This window comes from [Ruminococcus] lactaris ATCC 29176 (assembly GCF_025152405.1).
Taxonomy (GTDB): Bacteria; Bacillota; Clostridia; order Lachnospirales; family Lachnospiraceae; genus Mediterraneibacter; species Mediterraneibacter lactaris.
This window is the reverse complement of sequence record NZ_CP102292.1, coordinates 720,551-746,029: the sequence shown is the minus strand read 5'-3', so window position 1 is coordinate 746,029 and position 25,479 is coordinate 720,551. Positions and strand designations below refer to the sequence as shown.

Here is a 25,479-nt window from a genome sequence, read left to right as displayed (position 1 = left end):
CCGATGAAAAATATCATTCAGATTTTTAAAAATGATCTACTCAGGATCCATAAAAATGTCATCGCAATGATCGTCATCATGGGAATTACCGTGATCCCGACACTCTACGCATGGTTTAATATTGCTGCGAGCTGGGATCCTTATGGAAATACCGGCAATCTGAAGGTTGCCGTGGCCAGCAACGATGAAGGGTATAAAGGGGAACTTCTTCCTGTCAATTTGAACCTTGGAGACGATGTCATCAGTGAACTGCAGGGAAATAAGCAGTTGAACTGGGTCTTCACAGATGCAAAAGATGCGAAAAAAGGGGTACAATCCGGTAAGTACTACGCTGCCATTGTCATCCCTGAAGACTTCAGCAAAGATATGATGAGTCTTTTTACTTCAGATGTTGTACATCCTGATATCACCTACTACATCAATGAAAAAGAAAATGCCATCGCCCCGAAAGTCACACAGAAAGGTGCCAGCTCTGTCCAGCACCAGGTCAATGAAACGTTCATTACCACAGTCTCCAAAACGACACTTGAGGCACTTCAGTTCGTAAATGATGTTTCCGCCAAAACCGGAGATGAGTCCCTGACTGAACATCTCGCTACTTCTCTGTCACAGATTTCCGATGACCTCGGAAATATTTCCGGTACGGTGAAAGCCTTTTCTGATATGACCGATGCCGGAGCATTAATGCTGGATACGACTACCTCTTTTCTTGAGCAATCGGGAAAAGGAACAAAAAGCAGTGTCAATGCACTGAATCAGGCAGGAAATGGAATTGATTCACTGACTTCTGCCCTGACAGGAACAACTTCTGATATCAATACCGCACTGAAGCAGAATGCTGATTTTTATTCTTCTGTATCTGCTGCCATCGACAAAGCACTCGACTCTTATTCAACTGACGCTGCATCCTGCTCCAATGCCATTCAGGCAGTCAGCGGCCGTGTGCAGAATCTGATTTCCGGTTATCAGGAATTATCAGATTCCCTGACCGCCATTGCTAATGCACACCCGGATCAGACAGCTCTCGTTCAGGCGATCAATGGACTGAACGTACAGATCCAACAGGCGATCGACCAGCAGACACAGATTAAAAATAAACTGGATGAAATTGCTGCTGCCCTTCCTTCAGCCACTGCCGATGCTTCCACTTTAAAGAAAGAACTGGATGATCTGCTTGCCCGGGGAACAGCTTCTGTCAACTCGGTAAAGACCTCTTATGAGCAGAATGTGAAAAGCAGCCTGGATGGTCTCGCCACGAATCTTGACTCCACCAATTCCTCCCTTGTGAACCTCTTAGGGCAGGTAGACAACAGTGTACAACAAATCAGTTCTGTCACCGGATCTGCATCCACAGATCTTTCCACTGTGAAAGAAGCTCTTGAACAGACCGTCAGTCTGTTGAATGAATCTTCTGAAAAATTGCAGAAAGTCTCCACCACACTTTCCACAGATGGCAGTGATGGTGTGCAGATGCTGGAAAATATTCTTGCCGAAGATCCACAGACAATCGGAGCTTTCCTTGCAGCACCGGTAAGCCTGAATGAGACAAAAATCTATCCAATTGAAAATTACGGAACTGCCATGGCTCCTTTTTATTCCACACTGGCAATCTGGGTGGGGGCTGTTGTTATGGCAGCCATGCTCAAAGTCAATGTCTCTGAATCGGTAGTTAAGAAGCTTTCCGGAGCGAAACCATATCAGCTCTACTTTGGACGTCTGCTCCTCTTTGTATGTATCGGGCTGTTACAGAGCGGATTGATCTGTCTGGGAGACCTGTATTTCCTTGGTATTCAGTGCGAACATCCTTTCCTGTTCCTGGTAACGGGCTGGTTTACAAGTTTTGTTTATGTCAATCTGATCTATGCACTGACTGTCTCCTTTGGTGATATTGGTAAAGCGGTTGCCGTTGTCCTTATGGTCATGCAGGTAGCCGGAAGTGGTGGTACATTCCCGATCCAGTGTGCTCCGAAATTTTTCCAATCTGTATATCCACTACTTCCATTTACACACAGCATGAATGCCATGCGTGAATGCGTTGCAGGCTTCTACGGTATGAACTATGTCAAAGAACTGGGGTATTTAGGAATCTTCCTGATCCTTTCACTTTTACTCGGACTGCTGCTTCGCAAACCGGTTATAAAATTAAATGATGCATTTACCGAAAAGCTGGAAAGTACACATCTGATTTAGAATCATCCCGGCTTTCCAGTAGCTGAAAAGGTCCATTGGATCTTTTGCCGCATACCTGGCAGCTAAAAAGGTGGACAGAACTCAAACTCGGGTTCTGCCCACCTTTTATCTATGCCTTTTTCCTTACGCTTTTTTAAAATTTTTCTTCACCATCAACGCCAGTGTCCGTCCGAAATATTTCCGGATCAATGCCAGAAATTCTTCATAGGATACATTTCCTCCCAGATACAGCATCTCATATTCTACGCCATACTCTCTTGTACTGTATCCTGCCTCCCGGAATCCATTTTTCAGATAAAACTCTTTTCTTTTTTTCCGTTCTTCATAATTGTCACAGTTCTCATCTACCACCTCTATATTCAAAATGATCCTGCGTGCCGTAAACCGGCGGCGTAATGCCTGCAGGATTTTGCTTCCATACCCCTGACCTCTTTCATCCGGCTCGATTGCAAGATAATACAGATAGACCACATCCTCAAAATAAACCAGATGGATAAATCCTACTAAAAGATCATCATCATATACCTGCATCAGATCTGCTGTTGATGTACGGCTTGCTTTTCTCAAAATCCAGAAGGGAATCTGTTCTTCTTTTGGAAATGCCTCATCATATAATTTTTTAATTTCATTCAGTTTCTTTTTATCATTTCTTGCATTTACAAAGCGTAACATCATTTTCATTTTTCCTTTCTACTACTGACTCCTGTTGTCTGTCCTCTCCTGCATGATTCTCATTCTTTTCTCACTCTTTCAATCAATCTTTCTGATCTTTCGGTCGTATGTATAAACTCCGTTGACTTCTTCTTCAATATCTGACCATTGTGTATAGACACTGGCACACAAACCTTCCTCTATCAGATTTTTCACCTGTTCCATTCTTTTTCTGTATCGACGGTTCAGTGCTTTTTTACTCCTGCAGATCCCATATCCATAAAGTTTTCCACAGGCACTATGTCCTTCGATCCGGTAACTGTATCCTCCAAATTCCGAAAGAACTGATGCCCTCTCCTTTTCCGGGTGGATCTTCAGCTTAAAGAAATAATTATGAAGGCTGCAAAAATCTCCTCCCCCCTGATCGAACCACCCACTGGCCTGATCGATCAGCCGGTCAGGATCTTCTTTTCTGAGAATAGCGGTCATATCTTCTGTCTGAAACTGCCCCCAGCCCTCATTAAAGATGGCCCAGGCGGCAATACTTGGATGCCCTTTTAACCGATGTACCGTCTCCTTCATTTCTTTCACAAATTCCAGGCGGCCTTCCTTTTCTTTTCTTGCCAGAAGCCCCGGATAAATATCTCTCATCCGAATCTTCCACCAGGACATCAGCGTTGCCGCATACGTCACAAACCAGTGCTTGTATTTTCCTCCGCCATTGACCATATCCTGCCATACGACCAGCCCCAGCCTGTCGCAATGATAATACCATCTCTGCGGCTCTATTTTCAAATGTTTCCGTACCATATTAAATCCGCATTTCTTCATCTGCTCCAGATCAAAGATCATAGCTTCATCTGAAGGTGCGGTATACAGTCCATCCGGCCAGTAGCCCTGATCCAGTACTCCATTCTGATACTGTACCTGATGGTTCAGGCAGATCCGCACGAATCCCTGTCCATCTTTTTCCAGTGTGAATTTTCTCATGGCAAAATAACCTGCTACCCTGTCTTTCTCCATCTCAACAGTAAAATCATAAAGATACGGTGTATCACATGTCCACATTTGCACATCCTGAACCGGAATCTCCAGCCATTCATTCGTCTTTCCATAAAATGTTCCTATGGTAGTTTCTGTTGTACTTTCCACCGGATCTGCTATTCTGCTCCCGGTCATGTCCTCCACTGGATCATCCGGTACATTTTTCTTCAGCTCTTTGTGGATCTTTGGCTTTTGCAGCACGATCTTTACAGCATATTCTGCACCAGACCGGACTATGATACGGACTTTTTCCTCATCCGGTTCAGGGAGCGTCTCCACTTCTTTTATATACTTTTCCGGGACTCTTTCCAGCCAGACAGTCTGCCAGATCCCACTTTGAGCCGTATAGAACATGCCGCCTCTTTCCAGCTTCTGCTTTCCCCTGGAATGATACGATGTATCACTCAGGTCTTTCACAGCCACAACCAGATCATTTTCTCCTGCCTGCACTGCCTCTGTGATCTCAAATTCAAAAGGCAGATACCCACCTGTATGCTTTCCGATCCGCTGTCCGTTCACCCATACAACGCACGCCTGATCCACAGCTCCAAAGTGAAGAAGCAGTCTTTCCTCTGTCAGGTCTGCTCCCATCCCGGATTCCGGATCTTCCTCTGAAAAGGATTCACCTGCTCTTTTTGTCTTATGCCCGTCAACAGAAAATGTCCGGTGATACCACAGATATTCATTCGGCATTAACTGACGGTTCACACCTGATAATGCTGCCTCCGGTGAAAAAGGAACTAAGATCTTCCCGTCAAATTCTTTCGGGCATACAAATTCCTGTGTAAATGCATAGTCCCAGTAGCCATTGAGATTCAGATAACTGTCCCTTACCATCAGCGGTCTTGGATATTCGTCAAGTACATGCTCTTTATCCAGCGTCTCTCCCCATACAGTAAAAAGCTGCTCCATATTAAACTCCTCCTTCTATGGATGAATGATCTTATAAAGCGTCTGTGCCACATATTCCAACCGGTCGCAGTTCACAAAGGAATAATTCATGACATACGTATTTTCATATCTGCTGTCTTTCTGTTCCGCATTATAAAAAGAAGACAACGTTGCCAGCCGGATTCCTTTCGCCCTTGTCTTTAAAAGAAATTCCTGCTCACTCATGGAAGTATTGACATGCATCAGGAAATGCACACCTGAATCTTCTTCACTGATCGTAATATATTTTCCCAAAGGCTCTCTGAGAAATGTACTTAAGATCAGATCCCGCTTATGCTGATAATAGTTTCTCAGCCTGTTGATATGCTTCTCAAATGCACCTGCATTCATAAATGCTGCCAGTGTATACTGTTCAAAGTTAGACACAGTACAGGAATAAAATGAAAGTTCTCTGTAATATTTCTCTGCCAGTGCTTCAGGAAGTACCATATAACTGATTCGGACAGTAGAACAGAGTGTCTTCGCAAATGTATTAATATAAATCACCTTGCCTGATACATCGATACTCTGCAGAGACGGAATCGGTTTCCCCGCAAGTCTTAACTCACTGTCATAATCATCTTCTATGATATACCGTTCCTTTTCTCTCGTAACCCATCCAAGCAGTTCATATCTCTTGCTGATCGGCATCACCATTCCGGTCGGGAAATGATGAGATGGGGAAATATGCATGATATCTACTTTTTTTTCTTCCAGTTTCTTTGCAGAAGTTCCCTCTTCATCCAGATCAATATACTCATACTTTACACCCATACTGCGGTAGATTTTTGCAATCTTTGGATAGCCCGGATTCTCCACTCCATAACAGACATTTCTCCCAAGAAGCTGGATCAGAATACTGTACAGATATTCTGTTCCTGCTCCGATAATGATCTGTTCCGGTCTTACATACATGGCACAAAATTCTTTAAGATAACTGGAAATACTTTTCCGCAGTTCCATCACACCTCCACAGGGGGGATTGATCATCATTTCCTCCTGATAATCATTCATGACTGCCCGCATGGTCTTATTCCAGATTGAAAAAGGAAATGCAGCATGCTCCGTCTGATTGCTCGTAAAATCCGCAATAAATGCATTTTCTCCTCCGGTCAGAAGTACTTTGTCCCCGGCTTTTGCAGTCCGTGAATCTGTCCCCTGCTCTTCCGCCTCATACGTTTCTGACGTATACTCTGTCTGATGTACCGGAATCCCACTCAGATCCGACACATAATACCCGCTTTTAGGAATGGAATAAATATATCCTTCTGCAAGAAGCTGACCATAGGCATTCTCTACCGTGATCACGCTTATAGCCAGATTTTTCGCAAGTGCCCGCTTGGAAGGCAGCTTCTCACCACTTAAGATTATCCCCTGTATTATGTCATTTTTGATACATTTATACAAAAATTCATACAGGGAATCTGACCCTATATTTTCAAAATTATATGTCAACATCTATTCTATTTTCTCCATTCTGACCTTTTTGATTATATCTAAATTGAATATTTTTCTATAGTCACAATGCAATTATACTAATACCTGTCGAAATTGTAAAGAATTTCCACTATATTCTAAAATACGATTCTTAAAGGGAGGATTTACCAATGAATACAAACGAAAGATATGAACTGAACAAAAATCTGGCTCAGATGTTAAAGGGTGGTGTCATCATGGATGTAACGACACCGGAGCAGGCAAAAATTGCAGAAGCAGCAGGTGCATGTGCAGTTATGGCTCTTGAACGGATTCCGGCAGATATCCGTGCAGCATGTGGTGTTTCCCGTATGAGTGACCCGAAAATGATCCGTGGAATTCAGGAGGCAGTGTCCATTCCGGTTATGGCAAAATGCAGAATCGGGCATTTCGCAGAAGCACAGGTGCTTCAGGCCATTGAGATTGATTATATCGATGAAAGTGAAGTTCTTTCCCCTGCTGATGATGTATACCATATCAACAAGCGTGACTTTGACGTTCCTTTCGTCTGCGGTGCAAAAGACCTCGGAGAAGCTTTAAGAAGAATTAATGAAGGTGCTTCTATGATCCGTACAAAGGGAGAGCCGGGAACCGGTGATATCGTCCAGGCTGTCCGTCATATGAGAATGATGAACAGTGAAATTGCCCGGATCAAAGGAATGCGTGAAGATGAGCTCTTTGAGGCAGCAAAGCAGCTTCAGGTTCCATTTGACCTTGTTCTCTATGTCCATGAAAACGGAAAACTTCCGGTCGTAAACTTCGCAGCCGGCGGTGTCGCAACTCCTGCAGATGCAGCCCTGATGATGCAGTTGGGAGCAGAAGGTGTCTTCGTCGGCTCCGGTATCTTCAAGTCCGGTAATCCGGCAAAACGTGCCGCTGCCATCGTTCAGGCTGTAACAAATTATACTGACGCAAAACTGATCGCTGAACTTTCCGCAGATCTCGGAGAAGCCATGGTCGGTATCAATGAGCAGGAAATTGCACTTCTTATGGCTGAAAGGGGGAAATAAGACTATGACGATTGCAGTTCTTGCCCTGCAGGGGGCATTCATAGAGCATGAGCATATGCTCCAGAAGCTCGGTGCAGATACCATCGAACTCAGAAAAGCTGGTGATCTGCAAAAAGACTTCGACGGTCTCATTCTTCCCGGTGGTGAAAGCACCGTCCAGGGAAAACTTCTGCATGATCTTGATATGTTTGAACCTTTAAAAGAAAAAATCTGCTCCGGTATGCCGGTTCTCGCAACCTGTGCAGGAATGATCCTGCTTGCTTCGGATATTGCCGGTCAGGAGGAATCCTACTTCGGGACTCTTCCCATGACAGTCAGACGAAATGCCTATGGACGTCAGCTCGGCAGTTTCCATACTACTGCCAACGCCAACGGAATTGGTGAAATTTCCATGACTTTCATCCGTGCACCTTATGTGGAAAGCGTTCATGCTGATGCAGCCGGAGAAAAACCGGAAGTTTTAAGTGTCGTACAGGATCGGATCGTCGGAGTAAAATATCACAATCAGATGGCATTTGCATTTCATCCGGAACTGGATCAGGATACAAAGATCCATGAAACATTTCTTGGAATGATCCATAAATAACCTGGTGAAATAAATCCACTATACACGCTCTCCATTATCCTGCTCTTTTTCTTATTATTGGCTCATCACCCACAACAAACTATAATCTGATTTTTCCAAATCGTCCTTAATCTGACACAGGTATAGTATATCTTTTAATTTTATCATTCTGCTAAAAATGATAAAATTAAAGAAGAGTCATCACACTCTCCGGTGTTCTGACTCTTCTTCATTTTCATCTGACCATCTGTTCTATTAACTTCAGATATCTGTCAGTTTCATTATTTATTTACGATTTCTGCGTCTTCTGGTCTTCTGAGCAACTGTTCCGAAGATCACTCCTGCTGCTGCAAGAATTGTTACGATCATTGCCATAAATGGTGCGGTATCTCCAGTCTTCACTGTACCTTTATTTGTCGTATTGTTCTTACCTGCTGCATTTGTATTGTTCGGTGTTCCAGGCTTATTTACATTATCACCCTTATTATTATTGCCCTGGTTATTATTTCCCTGGTTATTGTTTCCACCATTTCCATCATCTGCTTTTACAAGACCTGCATAAGCTGCTTTAAGTGCTGCAACTGCTGCATCTACATCTGCCTGAGATGCATTTTCATCAGCAAGAACTGCCATTGCCTTTTCATAAGCAGCTTTGTAAACTTTCCAACTGTCTGCTGTAAAGTTTTTCTCTTCTAATCCTGCACAATTATTGACAACTTCTGTAAGTTTGTCCTTATCAGCCGGTGTCGGTTCAGGAGTCTCCGCTGCTTCCAGCCCACTGATTGCATCTACCAGATTTGCAAGTGCAAGCTGAACATCATAGTTAGTCGCATCTGCATTATTTACAACTGCCTCTGCTGCTTCAATCTTTGTCTGAAGAACAGCCCAGCTCTCTGCAGTATAATCAGCTTCATTTAATGCTTTTGCTTCAGCAAGTGCATCTGTCAGTCCGCTCTTATCTACTACTTCTGTATCTGTCGTTGCTTCTGCTGCACTGGTGATACGGATTTCTGCTGCCATTGCCCACCAGTTATATACCTTGGCAGATTTAGCAAGCAGTTTCACATTTGTTACATTTTCAATCGGATCAAATTTTGCCATCTTCCAGGAAGAAGTATTCTCCCATGTTCCATCGCTTACCTTTACATAATCCGCTGAATCTGCTGTCTTAACATAAATCTCATAATCAGCAATTGTAACCAAGGCTCCAGCTGTAACCGGTCCTGGCAGATAACGAAGTCCGTCAACTGTATGTGCCTCCGGGAACTGAAGGTCAATCCATCCCTCTCCATTCTTGATTGTTGTAGCATATCCTGAATAAGCTGTCATCCATGCAGTTGTCACATCATTATCAAGAACATATTCTGCTTTTCCAATATTACTTCCGTATGTTCCACCGTCTTCGCTTCCTGCTGTTGCGATCACGCCTTCAACAGAAATATCATTCTTCGTACTGCTTTCTTCATTTGTATCAATCGAAGCAATATAATTAATTGCACCATTCAGTGCATAATATGCACTTTCGATTTCATCTGCTGATGTCTTATCTCTGTTCACTGCAACCTTTGCCTTGGTAAGAGCATCATCCAGCTTCTTCCAGTCAGCAGCAGTATAATCTTCTTTATTGTATCCTTCTGCCGTCGCAATCAGATCTTTCAGTGTATCAATCGTTATATTCTGCTCAACTTTTTCAATCACAAGATTGTCAAGGACCAGTTCTTTGTATCCACCAAAGTTGGCCTGTGCAGAACTTGAATTTACGCCCTGCAGATCTGGTGCTGTGCTTGTTGAGTAAATACCAAACCATGTCTGACCTGTAATATCACCAACGATTTCTCTCTCATAATGAGCGGTTGTTCCCAGTGATTTTTTCAATGTTTCCAGATTGGTTGCTCCTGTATACTCACCTGCACCTACAACAACACCGTAAGTATCGTCACTTCCTGCCTGATAATCAAAGCTTACTTTGTATGTAACACCTGGCTCAAAACGGAAGTTCTGAGGAATCGTCTGGTATGCCAGTTTGCTTCTCTGCGTCAGTCCATTAATCTTCACTGACCAGTCACCGTCCAGGACATCATCCATCAGTTTTACATCCCATCCGGCCTGAGTATATTTATCATGTCTTTCAGATAAATGGATTCTGTTATCTTCAACACCTTCAATTCCGCCAACAACAAATGGATAAATTCCCTGTACATTTGTCTCAAAATCCTGCTCAAATCTTACAACTTCACCTTTATCGTTCGTTGTAATATTATGAGAATCATTTTCTACTACACGTACATCATCAAAATAGGAATCTCCCTTTCCTGCTTCTTTTGAAAGTGTCAGTGTAACCTTACCGCTTTCCGGTGCTGTAAAGAATACATACATATTCTGGAAATAACTGCTTCCATCTACTGTTGCACTGGAATTGCTGTGCGTATAGGCTTTTACATAGTTTTTCGCAATAGAACGTGTCGTGTAATTTGTTGCAAGTACATCGTCACCGTTTTTGACTGTTATTGCCGCTTTCGCATCACTGCGGTTATCAATACCAACTAAAACCGCATACTGCTGACCTGCCTTTAAGTCTGTCAGTTCCTGTGTCATGGATACTTTTCCACTCAGTTTCAGCATTGGATTGCTGTACTGGCTCTTTGCAATAGTTGCTTCACCATCACCGGATTTCTTCCAGTTCCTTTCCAGTGAATCTGATCCGCCGTTAAAGCCTGCATCTACAATATGCATTCCTTCACTCCATGTGATTTTCAGGTTATTTTCTTCACCTTTGCATACTACGTATGGAGTTTCAGATTCTGCTTCCAGTGTAATTCTTCCATTCTTTACTGCAACTGTCTTCTCATCTGTCTTTCCAAGATCTGTCAGCTTATAAACCTTAACATTTTTCAGGTTCTCCCATCCGTCCGGAACTTCCCATGTTGTTGTTCCTCCGGCTGTATTCCAGTGATACAGCTTTTCTTTGGATGCTGCAACTTTTTCACCGCTCTCTGAATCCCAGATCCATGGAAGCAGATAACTTTCTGTTCCTTTATTTCTTCCATTCTGAATATCAGAATCGGATCTGTCTCCTCTGGAAGGTGCTCCCTGTGCGATCACTTTTCCGTTCAGGGTCATTGTTCTTTCTCGGTAGGCATCACTGCTGAAATCATTAGATCCTCTGGTCAGTACCAGTGTATCTCCATCATCATCCTTCAGAGTGATCTCCATATCCGGTACCCAGTTTGTTGCAGCTCCTGCTGTAACCGGATCTCCATCTACCCATTTTACAATCTTGTAATGCTGGATAAATTTGGTTGTCAGGTCATGAGTATAAAGATTCGTGATGTAAGTATCGTAATCATTACGTCCCTGCCATCCTTCAAAATCTTTCATATTATAACCGCCAAGCAATGGCATCATTGCTGCACCGCCATAAGACGGATAATCAGCAACCCATGAATCTTTCTGATGGTTACGGAGGAATCTCATAACCTCACTGTTCTCACCTTTCTGGTTATATCCACCATAGGTAAGGTCTGTTGCCCAGTGCTGGAATGTTGCATCATATTCATTTGCAACTCCCCATTCATTTGCCATACGCCATCCGTTATCATTGATCTCTTTGGAAAGCTTACGTGTCTGCCAGGAATCATCATTACTGCTTCCTGTATTATTTCCCCAAATATCTACATATACGAAATCCAGATTAGTTCCGACCAGTTTTTCCAGTGCATCAAATCTTGCCTCACGTTCACCTGTTGCAAGATCATAGATACTGTCCAGGCCAACTGCCTGATCCAGCCAGTTCCAGCCGTATCTGAGACTGCCATCTGCATAGCGGCGTACATTATCATCCTTAAATGCTTTTGCTTCCGGATACATTTCTCCTGCATTGACATGAATACCAAACTTGGCTCCATACTTTGCACCCTCTGTCATCAGTGTATTCATATCATCCGCTCCACCGATTCTCTTACCGATATCAGCATAGTCCGGATGTGCGGAATCATGACCTTCATTTGCATATCCCTTTAACAGAACAGACTGTCCGAGTCCATCTGTATTTAATGCAACTCGCTTGACATTATCAAGTGTTGTCAGGAATGGATTCTGAGCCTGTCCACCAAAGTTCATTGCAATACGGTAAGCAACCAGTTCCGGTACTTCTTCACTCTTATATGGATTGTTCATAATAGAACGGAATGCAACTGCACCATCCTGCCAGTCGATCTGATCGTCATCATTCATATCTCCGGCAATGATTACTTTTGCCTTTGGCATCTCTGTCTCGTCTACTACATAGCTTCTGTTCTGTGAATCAGTCACTACACGATGGTAATACCATGCAGTACTTCCAAGTCCCAGCGATACATAATCTCCTTTCTGTGTCGTAACTGCCTGAACACGTGTATTTCTTGAACCACCTGTAACAGTTGTCGCTACAGAACGTCCATCATTCTCAGAGTTACTCCACAGACCGGCACTCATCTCATCATTGGAAACAAATCCATACATATAATCCTGATTCAGAGAAGCAGCGTCTGTAACTTCTACATATTCATCTCCGCTGACTCTTGTATTGGAAGACATTGCCGCACCTTTGAAATTAGCACCGCTCTGATTACTTCTTACAGAAATCAGGCTCTGATTCGGAATTTCGATCGTCTGGATCGGATGTCCTGTCGCTGTATCCTCCAGCTTATTTTCAATTTTAGTGATATTAAAAGCCAACGTATTATCTTTTGCAACTAACTCTGCAGTGATTACTGCATCAATATCAGTGCCTTTTACAGTCATAACATAAGTTGCCTTATTATCTGCAAATGTGGCCTTTACATCATCATCTGATAATTCAACTGCAGTTCCATTGATCTTGACTGTATTGATCTTATCAGTCTGTCCGTAAAATGTCTTACCTTTCAGACTCCCTTTTTTCATTTCATACTTAACAACACTTGGGAATGTTGTTGAAGCATAAACATCCATATCAGATGTAGAAAGCTTCTTTGTAGCAACTTCTGCCTCGGCCTCAAGGACAATATCTTCTACATTAACAGCTTCTGTTCCTACTGTAACAGTCTTCTGAACCGTATTATAACCGCCCTTCATAATAGACATATTATATGTACCACTTGTAAGATTCAGCGTATAATTTCCACTCGCATCTGTTGTTACCTGCTGATCATCAACCTGTACTTTTACACCTGCGATTGCATTTCCTTCGGCATCTTTAACAACTCCGCTGACTGCATAAGTCTCTGCCTCAGCCTGCCCCGTATAATGAATATTCTTTAAATATACATTCGTTACTGCGGATGCACTTGCATAACTTCCGCCTTTGATCGCAATCTTATTTCCAAGATCTGCAATTCCACTGAAATCTTCTGCCGTAAAGACAGTAGCTCCATTAATCTCAACAGTCACCTTTTTATCAGCTGTCCATGAAAGTTTTACCTTTACTTCTGCATTCTGTGCCGGAGCTGCTACTCTGGTTCCTGAATACCATGGATTTCCTGATGCTCCATACTTCTGCCAGAACCATCCCTGGTCATCATACCCGATCATCATGCCTTTGCTATCGCCATCATAACCAAGATAGACACCAAATCGGTCACCTGCTGTGCTGGTATTTACATTTGCCGATTTCATGGTAAATTCAAAATATCCTGCTTCATCAAAATTAAATTCATTCGGGTTCACGAACATAGCCGGTTTTGTTCCCGGATTATTTCCATTTCCTGAACCTGACTTAATATGAAGCCATCCATCCTCCACAGCACACACTGCATCACTGCCGACTACACTGCTTGCTTCCTGCGTCCACTGATCATTGATCCCATCCTGCAATACAACTCTTGGTTCTGCCTGTACTGCAACATCCTCACTTTGATCCTGAGTCTCTGCACTAACTGTGTAGAAATTCACAGGAGCCATTGTAGCAACAACAGTTGATGCAAGTACCAGGCACAACAACTTTGTTACTAATTTTCTTTTCATCTTCTTCCTCCTTGTAACTTTCTAATAAAACTCTTGTTACAATTCAGTATTTTATATGCTTTTTTGCTAATTGTATTTGCACTTTTATACCATTTTTTTGTACTTTCCGCTTCAAAATGTATATTATTTTTGTCGCTTTCGGATCTTTTTATTATAATTTTTTATAAAACAAAAAAGCAATACTCACCTGAGTACTGCTTCCCTACAAAACTATCTTCTATTCTATATACTTTCAAAACTACATACAGTTAAAACCAACACCATCATCCATTTACCTATCACTGCTTTGGTTATGCCCTCGACCTATTAGTAACAGTCAGCTCCATGTGTTACCACACTTCCACCTCTGCCCTATCTACCTCGTCGTCTTCAAGGGGTCTTACTAACTTGACGTTATGAGATATCTCATCTTGAGGGGGGCTTCACGCTTAGATGCCTTCAGCGTTTATCCCTTCCCGGCTTGGCTACTCTGCTATGCCTTTGGTAAGACAACAGATACACCAGCGGCCAGTCCATCCCGGTCCTCTCGTACTAAGGACAGCTCCTCTCAAATATCTTACGCCCACGCCGGATAGGGACCGAACTGTCTCACGACGTTCTGAACCCAGCTCGCGTACCGCTTTAATGGGCGAACAGCCCAACCCTTGGGACCTACTTCAGCCCCAGGATGCGATGAGCCGACATCGAGGTGCCAAACCACTCCGTCGATGTGAACTCTTGGGAGTGATAAGCCTGTTATCCCCAGGGTAGCTTTTATCCGTTGAGCGATGGCAATCCCACTTTATACCACCGGATCACTAAGTCCTACTTTCGTACCTGCTCCACCCGTCGGTGTCGCAGTCAAGCTCCCTTCTGCCTTTGCACTCTTCGAATGGTTTCCAACCATTCTGAGGGAACCTTTGAGCGCCTCCGATACCCTTTCGGAGGCGACCGCCCCAGTCAAACTCCCCACCTGACATTGTCCCCCAGCCGGATCACGGCTGCTGGTTAGAAACCCAGTACTGCAAGGGTGGTATCCCAACAGCGGCTCCATGGCTACTGGCGTAACCACTTCAAAGCCTCCCACCTATCCTGTACATACAATACCGAATCCCAGTATCAAGCTGGAGTAAAGCTCCATGGGGTCTTTCCGTCCTGGCGCAGGTAACCAGCATCTTCACTGGTATTTCAATTTCACCGGGTGCATTGTTGAGACAGTGCCCAAATCATTACGCCTTTCGTGCGGGTCGGAACTTACCCGACAAGGAATTTCGCTACCTTAGGACCGTTATAGTTACGGCCGCCGTTTACTGGGGCTTAAGTTCAAAGCTTCGCCTTACGGCTAACCTCTCCCCTTAACCTTCCAGCACCGGGCAGGCGTCAGCCCATATACCTCACCTTTCGGTTTTGCATAGACCTGTGTTTTTGCTAAACAGTTGCTTGGGCCAATTCTCTGCGGCCATCTTACTGGCACTCCTTCTCCCGAAGTTACGGAGTCATTTTGCCGAGTTCCTTAACAATGCTTCTCCCGTCGGCCTTAGGATTCTCTCCTCATCCACCTGTGTCGGTTTACGGTACGGGTATCCTGCAAACAATAGCGGCTTTTCTTGACAGTCAGCTCACGTGCTTCCCTACTTCTTTTCGGTCCACATCACGTCTTCAGATTGAAGAGCGGATTTGCCAGCTCTTCTCCTACCTCGCTTGTACCGGTCTTTCCATTCCCGGCTCACGCTCTCTGCCTGTGTCCCCACAGTTCTGTTACAGGATAGTACAGGAATTTCAACCTGTTATCCATCGACTACGTCTTTCGACCTCGCCTTAGGCCCCGACTTACCCAGAGCAGATCAGCTTTACTCTGGAAACCTTAGATATTCGGCCGGAAGGATTCCCACCTTCCTCTCGCTACTCATTCCGGCATTCTCTCTTCTTAAAAATCCACAGCTCCTTCCGGTACTGCTTCGTCTCTTTAAGAATGCTCCTCTACCAATTGAAATTCATCAATTCCAAAGCTTCGGCAGTGTGTTTCAGCCCCGGACATTTTCGGCGCAGGACCTCTCGACTAGTGAGCTATTACGCACTCTTTGAATGGATGGCTGCTTCTGAGCCAACATCCTAGTTGTCTTCGAAATCCCACATCCTTTTCCACTTAACACACATTTTGGGGCCTTAGCTGTTGGTCTGGGCTCTTTCCCTTTTGACCACCCAACTTATCTCGGATCGTCTGACTCCCATACATCATCTACACGGCATTCGGAGTTTGATATCCCTTAGTAAGCTTTGACGCCCCCTTAGGAATTCAGTGCTCTACCTCCGCAAGACTCGTATGAGGCTAGCCCTAAAGCTATTTCGAGGAGAACCAGCTATCTCCGGGTTCGATTGGAATTTCTCCCCTATCCACACCTCATCCCCACCCTTTTCAACGGATGTGGGTTCGGTCCTCCATTGCCTTTTACGGCAACTTCAACCTGGACATGGATAGATCACCCGGTTTCGGGTCTACTCCGACTGACTCTTCGCCCTATTCAGACTTGGTTTCCCTTCGGCTCCACACCTTCAGTGCTTAACCTCGCCAGCCAGCGTAACTCGCCGGACCGTTCTACAAAAAGTACGCGGTTGAGCATATAAAGCTCTTCCACAGCTTGTAAACATATGGTTTCAGGTTCTTTTTCACTCCCCTCCCGGGGTCCTTTTCACCTTTCCTTCACAGTACTATGCACTATCGGTCACTAAGTAGTATTTAGCCTTACGGGGTGGTCCCCGCATATTCCCACAAGGTTCCACGTGTCTCGTGGTACTCTGGATCCCGCCATGTCAACTCGTCTTTCGCTTACGGGGCTTTCACCCTCTCTGGCCGGCTTTCCCAAAACCGTTCTGCTAAACTTGTTGAATCAATTCCGCGGTCCGAACCCCAGCATGCACGCACACTGGTTTGGGCTCTTCCGTTTTCGCTCGCCGCTACTCACAGAATCACATGTTGTTTTCTCTTCCTCCGGCTACTTAGATGTTTCAGTTCACCGGGTTCCCTTCCTGACGTTATGGATTGGCGTCAGGATACCTGAGGTTTGCTCAGGTAGGTTTCCCCATTCAGAAATCTCCGGATCAATGGGTATTTGCCCCTCCCCGAAGCTTTTCGCAGCTTATCACGTCTTTCATCGGCTCTTAGTGCCAAGGCATCCACCATACGCTCTTATCAGCATAACCAACTCGACCTCATCCCACGGGAATGGGATAATGTCCACACATGCATAGCGTTGCATGCGTTGGTGATAGTCAATTTTTTTTGAATCTGTTTTCTTCAGATCTTAAGTTAATGTTGTTAACATTACCTCGGATGTCTTGATTAGATATTTATCTTAATCTATTGATTTTCACTATATGCAGTTTTCAAGGTACATAAAGATGCGAGCTTCGCATCCTGACCGACTTTCATCAGTCATTACATACACAAATCTCTTTGTATATCTAATCACTGGTGAAACCAGTTATCATAACAGCACTGCCCTGCTGACTGGGTTGGCGGTGATAAGTTGTTGCTCATCTGTGCCTGTATCTATGCCTAAAGACTTCGTGCGGTCTTTTCGCACGTTAGTCGATTGGTACTTCAGAATTCTTGGTGAGGTTTTTTCGAACCTTAGTTTTCTGAAGTTTCCGTCAGACCTTGTCTTTTTCTTTTTAAATTTGGCGGCCACCTACTCTCCCACACCGTCTCCAGTGCAGTACCATCGGCCGTTCAGGTCTTTACCATCGTGTTCGGGATGGGAACGGGTGTTGCCCCTGAACGCATCGCCACCAAAAAGCTATAGGTCTTAGCGAGGTCTTTTCGAGCTTAGTCCTAAGCTTGTTCTCCGCACTTGGTGAGGTTCTTTCGAACCTAGTAAGGAGAACATCCCTCTACTTGATAACCCAACAATAGACAACAGTAAAATTCCTCTACTTCTTTCTTCCGTTCTCGTTGGATTATTCCAAATGAAAGGAAATATTTCATCCGTTTTAGTTGGATTGTTCCAGACGAAAGAAAGCATTTCTTCCTTAGAAAGGAGGTGATCCAGCCGCACCTTCCGATACGGCTACCTTGTTACGACTTCACCCCAGTTATCGGTCCCACCTTCGGCAGCTCCCTCCTTACGGTTGGGTCACTGACTTCGGGCGTTACTGACTCCCATGGTGTGACGGGCGGTGTGTACAAGACCCGGGAACGTATTCACCGCGACATTCTGATTCGCGATTACTAGCGATTCCAGCTTCATGTAGTCGAGTTGCAGACTACAATCCGAACTGAGACGTTATTTTTGGGATTTGCCCACCCTCGCGGGTTCGCTTCCCTTTGTTTACGCCATTGTAGCACGTGTGTAGCCCTGCTCATAAGGGGCATGATGATTTGACGTCATCCCCACCTTCCTCCAGGTTATCCCTGGCAGTCTCTCCAGAGTGCCCGGCCTTACCGCTGGCTACTGAAGATAGGGGTTGCGCTCGTTGCGGGACTTAACCCAACATCTCACGACACGAGCTGACGACAACCATGCACCACCTGTCACCGGTGTTCCGAAGAAAAGCAGACATTACTCTGCCGTCACCGGGATGTCAAGAGCAGGTAAGGTTCTTCGCGTTGCTTCGAATTAAACCACATGCTCCACCGCTTGTGCGGGTCCCCGTCAATTCCTTTGAGTTTCATTCTTGCGAACGTACTCCCCAGGTGGACTACTTATTGCGTTGGCTGCGGCACCGAATGGCTTTGCCACCCGACACCTAGTAGTCATCGTTTACGGCGTGGACTACCAGGGTATCTAATCCTGTTTGCTCCCCACGCTTTCGAGCCTCAACGTCAGTTACCGTCCAGTAAGCCGCCTTCGCCACTGGTGTTCCTCCTAATATCTACGCATTTCACCGCTACACTAGGAATTCCGCTTACCTCTCCGGCACTCCAGATCAACAGTTTCCAATGCAGTCCCGGGGTTGAGCCCCGGGTTTTCACATCAGACTTGCTGCTCCGTCTACGCTCCCTTTACACCCAGTAAATCCGGATAACGCTTGCCCCCTACGTATTACCGCGGCTGCTGGCACGTAGTTAGCCGGGGCTTCTTAGTCAGGTACCGTCATTTTCTTCCCTGCTGATAGAGCTTTACATACCGAAATACTTCTTCGCTCACGCGGCGTCGCTGCATCAGGGTTTCCCCCATTGTGCAATATTCCCCACTGCTGCCTCCCGTAGGAGTTTGGGCCGTGTCTCAGTCCCAATGTGGCCGGTCACCCTCTCAGGTCGGCTACTGATCGTCGCCTTGGTAGGCCGTTACCCCACCAACTAACTAATCAGACGCGGGTCCATCTCATACCACCGGAGTTTTTACCCCTGCACCATGCGGTGCTGTGGTCTTATGCGGTATTAGCAGTCATTTCTAACTGTTATCCCCCTGTATGAGGCAGGTTACCCACGCGTTACTCACCCGTCCGCCGCTCAGTCAAATAGGAAATCATCCGAAGAATCTTTCCTAAGTGCTTCGCTCGACTTGCATGTGTTAAGCACGCCGCCAGCGTTCATCCTGAGCCAGGATCAAACTCTCGTATAAAGAACTTAGGTTTTGTCTTTTAAAACCTTATGTTCGCATACGCTTCGCATGTTCTTAGTGAGGTCTCTCACAAACTTAGAACTGTCGAAGCTTCGTTTGTATCCAGTTCAGAATCAACATACTAGCTAATTCTTCCCTTTTTACTGTTGTTTGGTTTTTAACCGTTCGCTCGACTGCCTCAAGCTCAAAACTTCGTTTTTCGCTTTCGTGGCTTCGCCAATACTCACAAGCATCACTTTCTGAAAGCAAGCTTTCAAAACTGCTGCTTTGTTCGTGCAGTCTTCGCTTTTCGAAAATCTTCTCTTAAAGAAATTTTCAAGGGTTATTGTTGTCTATTGTTCAATTATCAAGGTTCTTTTCACTGTTCTTTTCAAGCGACAGCTTTTATATTTTATCAAAAGCTTTTCTCTTTGTCAAGAACTTTTTTATTTTTCTGTTTCGTTTGATTTGGAATTTTCATATCCGCCTCTAGCGACAGCTTGTCTATACTATCACATTCAGATCATTCTGTCAACAACTTTTTTTGATTGATTTTCAATCTTTCCAATCACTTCCAACCAGGAATGTCCCGCCTCCGCGTCTTCTCTGCTCTTCCGTTCTTTTGTTGCTCTCAGTGCTGTTCCTCAGCGACGAATGTTATCTTACCATGCCTGTTCTTAATTGTCAATATTTTTTATATTTTTCATGCAATTCTGAATATTCTGATAATTCGTTTTGTTTCTGCAAGACTATTTCTTTCACAATTATAACGGATACAGCTTTATATAGTAGAAAGTTTTTCAGGAGCCAAAAGAATCCGCATGCATTTGGCAGAATGCACACGGACTTTCAATTTTAAAGCATCTCGAACCTTTCTCCCAAAAATTCGGACTGACTTCAATCTCATCTGAGACAATCTTATATCCATGCTCTTTGCAATATGTATAATCTTTCTCTAACTCTTCTGACCGATATGCAATATGATCACCCCTGGTTGTCGTACCTCCCGGGAGCTGGTCTCTCTGAGACATTTCATACATCTTTCCGTCTGACGGATTCTCTAAAAAGTATACATTATGTCCACCTTTTCCCGGAAATTTTCCGGCAACTCTGAATCCAAGCATTTCTTGATACCACTTTGCATTTTTTATAAAATATTCCCTTTTCACATAATCTTATTTTGAGTATAATCATCTTTACAGCTATATTTTCAAAAATAAATGCTGATTTTTCTGCTACTTTACCAGTAATACACTTGCTTTCTCTACTTGATAGCAAGTGCATAGATTCAAGGAGTACTAATATGTTCCATTATTATATGTTCAACAAACCATTTGGCTGCGTTACTGCACGTCGCGACACTCTTTACCCAACTGTTATGGATTATTTTTCAGAACTGCACAATGACCGTCTGAATCCTGTCGGACGTTTAGACCGTGAGACAACCGGTCTTTTGCTCATTACAGATGACGGTAATTGGAATCAACAGCTCACTCATCCTGCCTATCATAAGAAAAAGACTTATCTTTTTACCGTCCTCGGAGACCTGACAGAAGATCGACGCCAGTTCCTGGAAAATGGAATTTTGCTAAAAGGATCTCCTGTTCCTACTTCTCCTGCAAAGATCACTCTTTTCAAAAAGGATACTCTTGCTAATATTCTTGATACGCTGCATCCAGAAGTGCGGAATGCAGTCCGTACTAATCTGCCTTCCCATCCGGTTACCTATGGAGAAATCACCATCAGTGAAGGACGTAAACGTCAGATCCGCCGTATGATGAAGGCTGTTCACTGCTGCGTGATCGAATTAAAGCGGATTTCTATTGATGACATTCATTTAGATGAATCCCTTGCCCCTGGAAAATGGAAAGAAATTTTCCCCTTTGAAAAAAATTCTCCTGTTTAAGAGATTCCATGGACTCAGCAAACTTTTTGTCTGTTACTCACATTAAGAAAGATCAGGAAACGAGATTGCTTTACTATGCTTTCCCGATCTCCTGATCCTTCTATTTTTTCTGCTCTTTCCTGCTCTATTCTTTTCTGATCTTTGATTCTTTCCTGCTCTATTCTTTTCTGAGCTTTTTATTCTTTCCTACTCTTTTTTCTTTACATTTCAGATTTTCCATACCTGGTTCAGGCTGCTTTTTTATCTGTTCATTCAGCCTGCCATATAACTGGGTCATCCGATATAGTTTATGAACTATCTTTTTATCAAATGCTCCCTTTTCCATCTGCCAGGTCCAGTTTCCACCCAATGTGGAAGGCATATTAATTCTTCCACTTCCGTCAATTCCCAGAATATCCTGTATCGGTGTCACGCATAATTGTGCTGCACTTCCCATTGCAAGCCGCATAAAATCCCACGTCAATGTATCATCATCCAGCCTGGAAACACCCATATATTCTTTTGCAAAATCACGGCTTTCTTTATCCAGTGTGCGATACCATCCTCTGGTCGTATCATTATCATGCGTTCCCGTATAAACCACACAATTTTCAGAATATCTGTGAGGAAGATAAACTGATTCCCCGCTTGGATCAAATGCAAACTGAAGCACCTTCATTCCCGGGAATCCACTTTCTTTCAACATCTGAAGGACACTCTCTGTCAGAAAGCCGAGATCTTCCGCAATAATTTCCGGTCTTCCAAGCTCTTTTTCAATGGCCTGAAAAAGTTTCATTCCCGGTCCGGGCATCCATGTTCCATTTTCCGCAGTCGACTCACCGTATGGAATTGCATAATATTCATCAAATCCTCTGAAATGATCGATCCTTACAACATCATAGCGCTGAAAACAGTACCGGATTCTCTGAATCCACCATGCGTACCCGGTCTTTTGATGATACTCCCAGTTATATAATGGATTTCCCCAAAGCTGTCCCGTCTTTGCAAATGCGTCCGGTGGGCATCCTGCTACTCTGATCGGATTATTTTCTTCATCAAACTGAAATAATTCAGGTGCAGCCCATGCATCTGCACTGTCAAAAGCCACATAGATCGGGATATCACCTATGATCTGAATTCCCTGTTCTTTTGCATAAGTATGCAGCTTTTTCCACTGCCGATCAAATTCATACTGCTGGAACTGATAGAAGCCGATCTCATCTTCCAGTTCTTCCTTTACTTTTTCAAGTGCAGTTTTTTCCCTTTTCTTTAAAAGCTCTTCCCATTCGCTCCAGCTTTTTCCCTCATGGGCGTCTTTAATTGCCATATACATGCAATAATCTTCCAGCCAGAATGCATTTTCTTCGAGAAATTTTTCGTACTTATCATTTTTCTGAAATCGTCTGTATGCCTTTTTCAGAATCTTAAATCTGTTCTGATATATTTTTTCATAATCAATCTTTTTCTGTTCTTTACAGCGTACTTCCTTACACTCCTTCTTTGTCAGAAGTCCCTCTTTCACCAGCGTCTTCAGATCAATAAAATACGGATTCCCGGCATAGGTAGAAAATGACTGATATGGTGAATCACCATATCCGGTCGGACCAAGCGGCAGGATCTGCCAGTAACTCTGTCCCGCCTTTTTCAGTTGATCTACAAATTTGTATGCTTCTTTTGAAAAGCACCCTATTCCATATTTTGATGGCAGCGAAAATACCGGCATCAAAACTCCACTCGCTCTTTTCATTTTATTTCCTCCAGATCTTTCGCCGTTACAGTTTCCAGATATCCTGATTATACTCTTCGATCGTTCTGTCAGAAGAAAAGTATCCGGCTTTTGCAATATTGATCAGTGCTTTCTTTGCCCATGCTTTCTGATCTGCATATGCCTCCAGTGCTTCTTCCTTCTTTTCTTTATAAGCATCAAAATCAAGCAGTGTCATAAACCAGTCTTTACTGATGATCTCATGCTGAAGTCTTTCCAGATTCTCCTTCTGTCCTACTGCAAGCACTTCCTTGCTCGTGATAAAATCAACTGCAGCTTTGATCGCAGGATTCTTTTCATAAAATTCTTTTGAAACGTAATCAGCTTTTGCATAATGTTCGATCACTTCATCACTGGAAGCTCCAAATACAAAAATGTTGTCATCTCCCACCAGTTCATGGATTTCTACATTTGCACCATCTTCCGTTCCGAGAGTCACCGCTCCGTTCAGCATAAATTTCATATTTCCTGTTCCGCTTGCCTCTTTTGATGCAAGTGAGATCTGCTCAGAAATATCACATGCCGGAATCAGTTTTTCAGCTTTCGTTACGTTATAATTTTCCACCATCACTACTTTCAGGTAAGGACTTACATCAGGATCATGGTTAATGATCTCCTGCAGACAGAGGATCAGATGGATGATATCTTTTGCAATCACATATGCCGGTGCAGCTTTTGCCCCAAAAATCGCAGTTACCGGTGCAGCCGGAATCTTGCCTGCTTTGATTTCCAGGTATTTATCAATAATATATAACGCATTTAACTGCTGACGCTTATACTCATGAAGCCTTTTGATCTGGATATCAAAGATCGTATCCGGGCTGATCTCTATATCCTGCGTTTCTTTCAGGTATCTGCACAGTGCTTTTTTATTTTCTTTTTTGATCTTCACAAGCCTTTCGAGAACCTTTTCATCATCCTGATACTTCAAAAGCTTTTCCAGTTCTGCTGCATCCTTCTTGTACCCTTCCCCGATCAGCGAATCGATCAGTTCTGTCAGAGCTGGATTGCAGTGAAGCAGCCAGCGGCGGAACGTAATACCATTGGTCTTATTATTAAATTTTTCAGGATAGATCTTATAAAAGTTATTCAGTTCCGTCTCTTTTAAAATCTCAGTATGCAGTGAAGCAACACCATTGACACTAAATCCGTAATGCAGATCTATATGTGCCATATGGACTGTATCATTCCGGTCAATGATGGATACGCTCTCATCCTCATATTTTCTTCTTACTTTATCATCCAGAACTTCAATGATCGGAACCAGTTGCGGAACAACCTTCTTCAGATATGCAACCGGCCATTTTTCTAATGCTTCTGCAAGGATCGTATGATTGGTATATGCACACGTTTCTGATACCACTTTCACTGCATCATCCATATCCATGCCACGCAGCATCAGCAGACGAATCAGTTCAGGGATCACCATAGTCGGATGTGTATCGTTGATCTGGATCACCGCATACTCCGGAAGATCATACAGCTTACAGCCTTTTGCAACACATTCATCCAAAATCATCTGTGCTCCCGCACTGACCATAAAATACTGCTGATAAATACGAAGAAGTCTTCCATTTTCATCACTGTCATCCGGATATAAGAACAGCGTCAGGTTCTTCTCAATCTCTTTTTTGTCAAAATCAATTCCATCCTCCACGATCGTCTCATCTACTGAGTCAAGATCAAAAAGATGTAATTTATTTGTCAGATTATTATATCCTGTCACTTCAATATCGTACATTCTTGCTTTGACGTCCAGACCTCTGAAGGATACCGGATATACTATATCGGTCTTTTTAAGCCACGATTTCTTCTCGATCCATGGGTTCGGAGTTTCCTTCTGCAGGTTATTCTTAAATTCCTGTCTGAACAATCCAAGATGATAATTCAGTCCGACACCATCTCCCGCAAGTCCAAGCGTTGCAATGGAATCCAGGAAGCACGCTGCAAGTCTTCCAAGCCCCCCATTTCCCAAAGACGGTTCCGGTTCTATTTCTTCGATCTCGCTTAAATTCTTTCCATGCTTTTCAAGAATTTCTTTTACTTCTTTGTAGATTCCAAGATTGATCATATTATTAGACAATAATTTTCCAATAAGAAATTCTGCCGAAATATAATATAATTTCTTTTTGCTGTCCGTACGCTCTTTTTTTGAAGCCATCTCCTGTACGATTGTCAACAGAGCATCATAAATTTCTTCATTAGATGCCTGTGAAATCTCTTTTCCCAGTATCTGATCCAGCTTTTCCTGCATATTCATAGTCTCTTCTCCTTTTTCATTCCGTTCCATTCTATGGCGATTCCACACCGCCCGTCTTTATCTTATTTTCACAATATGTATTTTAATACTATTTTTTTATCTTTTCTTGCAATATAATTTCATTTTATAGTACAATACTATCATTCTATGATGCCAGTGGCAAAAGGTCTAAGCCCACATGAGCTTGCTCATAGGTGGG

11 protein-coding genes and 3 rRNA genes are annotated in these 25,479 nt (G+C 43.7%); 4 read left to right on the top strand and 10 right to left on the bottom strand.

What is annotated here, in order from left to right:
• Positions 1-3: 3 nt before the first annotated feature.
• On the top strand, positions 4-2,190 hold the full coding sequence (locus tag NQ541_RS03520) for a YhgE/Pip domain-containing protein (protein ID WP_005609282.1): 2,187 nt from the start codon (positions 4-6) through the stop codon (positions 2,188-2,190).
• Positions 2,191-2,313: 123 nt separating this feature from the next.
• Here NQ541_RS03520 and NQ541_RS03515 read toward each other — a convergent pair whose 3' ends face one another.
• From NQ541_RS03515 to pdxR, 3 genes are all read right to left on the bottom strand, one after another.
• Positions 2,314-2,871, bottom strand: coding sequence for a GNAT family N-acetyltransferase (locus tag NQ541_RS03515; protein WP_005609283.1), 558 nt, complete (start codon positions 2,869-2,871; stop codon positions 2,314-2,316).
• A gap of 69 nt (positions 2,872-2,940) precedes the next feature.
• Positions 2,941-4,797 (bottom strand): glycoside hydrolase family 2 protein, encoded by a 1,857-nt coding sequence (locus NQ541_RS03510; protein ID WP_005609284.1) that lies wholly within the window; start codon positions 4,795-4,797, stop codon positions 2,941-2,943.
• A 15-nt stretch (positions 4,798-4,812) separates the two neighbouring features.
• Entirely contained in the window at positions 4,813-6,273 is a 1,461-nt protein-coding gene (gene pdxR / locus NQ541_RS03505; RefSeq protein ID WP_005609286.1) for a MocR-like pyridoxine biosynthesis transcription factor PdxR, read from the bottom strand.
• Positions 6,274-6,422: 149 nt separating this feature from the next.
• On the opposite strand from pdxR, the gene pdxS reads away from it, so the two are divergent.
• Positions 6,423-7,301: a pyridoxal 5'-phosphate synthase lyase subunit PdxS gene (pdxS, locus tag NQ541_RS03500; protein WP_005609288.1), complete on the top strand. Its 879-nt coding sequence runs from the start codon at positions 6,423-6,425 to the stop codon at positions 7,299-7,301.
• A gap of 4 nt (positions 7,302-7,305) precedes the next feature.
• Complete coding sequence (gene pdxT, locus NQ541_RS03495; protein WP_005609289.1) at positions 7,306-7,887, top strand: pyridoxal 5'-phosphate synthase glutaminase subunit PdxT; 582 nt, start codon at positions 7,306-7,308, stop codon at positions 7,885-7,887.
• Between the two features lie 264 nt (positions 7,888-8,151).
• Here pdxT and NQ541_RS03490 read toward each other — a convergent pair whose 3' ends face one another.
• From NQ541_RS03490 to NQ541_RS03470, 5 genes are all read right to left on the bottom strand, one after another.
• A complete protein-coding gene (locus NQ541_RS03490) occupies positions 8,152-13,848 on the bottom strand; it encodes an endo-alpha-N-acetylgalactosaminidase family protein (RefSeq protein ID WP_005609291.1) in 5,697 nt (1,898 codons plus the stop codon).
• A gap of 286 nt (positions 13,849-14,134) precedes the next feature.
• A 23S ribosomal RNA gene (locus tag NQ541_RS03485) occupies positions 14,135-17,028 on the bottom strand.
• 475 nt (positions 17,029-17,503) lie between these two features.
• Positions 17,504-17,621 (bottom strand): 5S ribosomal RNA (gene rrf / locus NQ541_RS03480).
• 239 nt (positions 17,622-17,860) lie between these two features.
• Positions 17,861-19,391 (bottom strand): 16S ribosomal RNA (locus tag NQ541_RS03475).
• The 16S, 23S and 5S rRNA genes sit together here, the layout of an rRNA operon.
• 779 nt (positions 19,392-20,170) lie before the next feature.
• Positions 20,171-20,539, bottom strand: coding sequence for a VOC family protein (locus NQ541_RS03470; RefSeq protein ID WP_005610522.1), 369 nt, complete (start codon positions 20,537-20,539; stop codon positions 20,171-20,173).
• A gap of 134 nt (positions 20,540-20,673) precedes the next feature.
• Here NQ541_RS03470 and NQ541_RS03465 point away from each other — a divergent pair, with 134 nt between their 5' ends.
• On the top strand, positions 20,674-21,276 hold the full coding sequence (locus NQ541_RS03465; RefSeq protein WP_147644468.1) for a pseudouridine synthase: 603 nt from the start codon (positions 20,674-20,676) through the stop codon (positions 21,274-21,276).
• Positions 21,277-21,433: 157 nt separating this feature from the next.
• Here NQ541_RS03465 and malQ read toward each other — a convergent pair whose 3' ends face one another.
• Both malQ and NQ541_RS03455 read right to left on the bottom strand, forming a co-directional pair.
• Positions 21,434-23,002, bottom strand: a complete 1,569-nt coding sequence (malQ, locus tag NQ541_RS03460) for a 4-alpha-glucanotransferase (protein ID WP_005610519.1) — start codon at positions 23,000-23,002, stop codon at positions 21,434-21,436.
• Between the two features lie 25 nt (positions 23,003-23,027).
• On the bottom strand, positions 23,028-25,280 hold the full coding sequence (locus tag NQ541_RS03455; RefSeq protein WP_044940527.1) for a glycogen/starch/alpha-glucan phosphorylase: 2,253 nt from the start codon (positions 25,278-25,280) through the stop codon (positions 23,028-23,030).
• Between the last annotated feature and the right edge of the window lie 199 nt (positions 25,281-25,479).

Coding starts and splice junctions, on each gene's coding strand:
- NQ541_RS03520 (WP_005609282.1), top strand. CDS start 4: ATGAAAAATATCATTCAGATTTTTAAAAATGATCTACTCAGGATCCAT.
- NQ541_RS03490 (WP_005609291.1), bottom strand. CDS start 13,848: ATGAAAAGAAAATTAGTAACAAAGTTGTTGTGCCTGGTACTTGCATCA.
- NQ541_RS03515 (WP_005609283.1), bottom strand. CDS start 2,871: ATGAAAATGATGTTACGCTTTGTAAATGCAAGAAATGATAAAAAGAAA.
- pdxR (WP_005609286.1), bottom strand. CDS start 6,273: ATGTTGACATATAATTTTGAAAATATAGGGTCAGATTCCCTGTATGAA.
- pdxT (WP_005609289.1), top strand. CDS start 7,306: ATGACGATTGCAGTTCTTGCCCTGCAGGGGGCATTCATAGAGCATGAG.
- NQ541_RS03455 (WP_044940527.1), bottom strand. CDS start 25,280: ATGAATATGCAGGAAAAGCTGGATCAGATACTGGGAAAAGAGATTTCA.
- NQ541_RS03510 (WP_005609284.1), bottom strand. CDS start 4,797: ATGGAGCAGCTTTTTACTGTATGGGGAGAGACGCTGGATAAAGAGCAT.
- pdxS (WP_005609288.1), top strand. CDS start 6,423: ATGAATACAAACGAAAGATATGAACTGAACAAAAATCTGGCTCAGATG.
- malQ (WP_005610519.1), bottom strand. CDS start 23,002: ATGAAAAGAGCGAGTGGAGTTTTGATGCCGGTATTTTCGCTGCCATCA.
- NQ541_RS03465 (WP_147644468.1), top strand. CDS start 20,674: ATGTTCCATTATTATATGTTCAACAAACCATTTGGCTGCGTTACTGCA.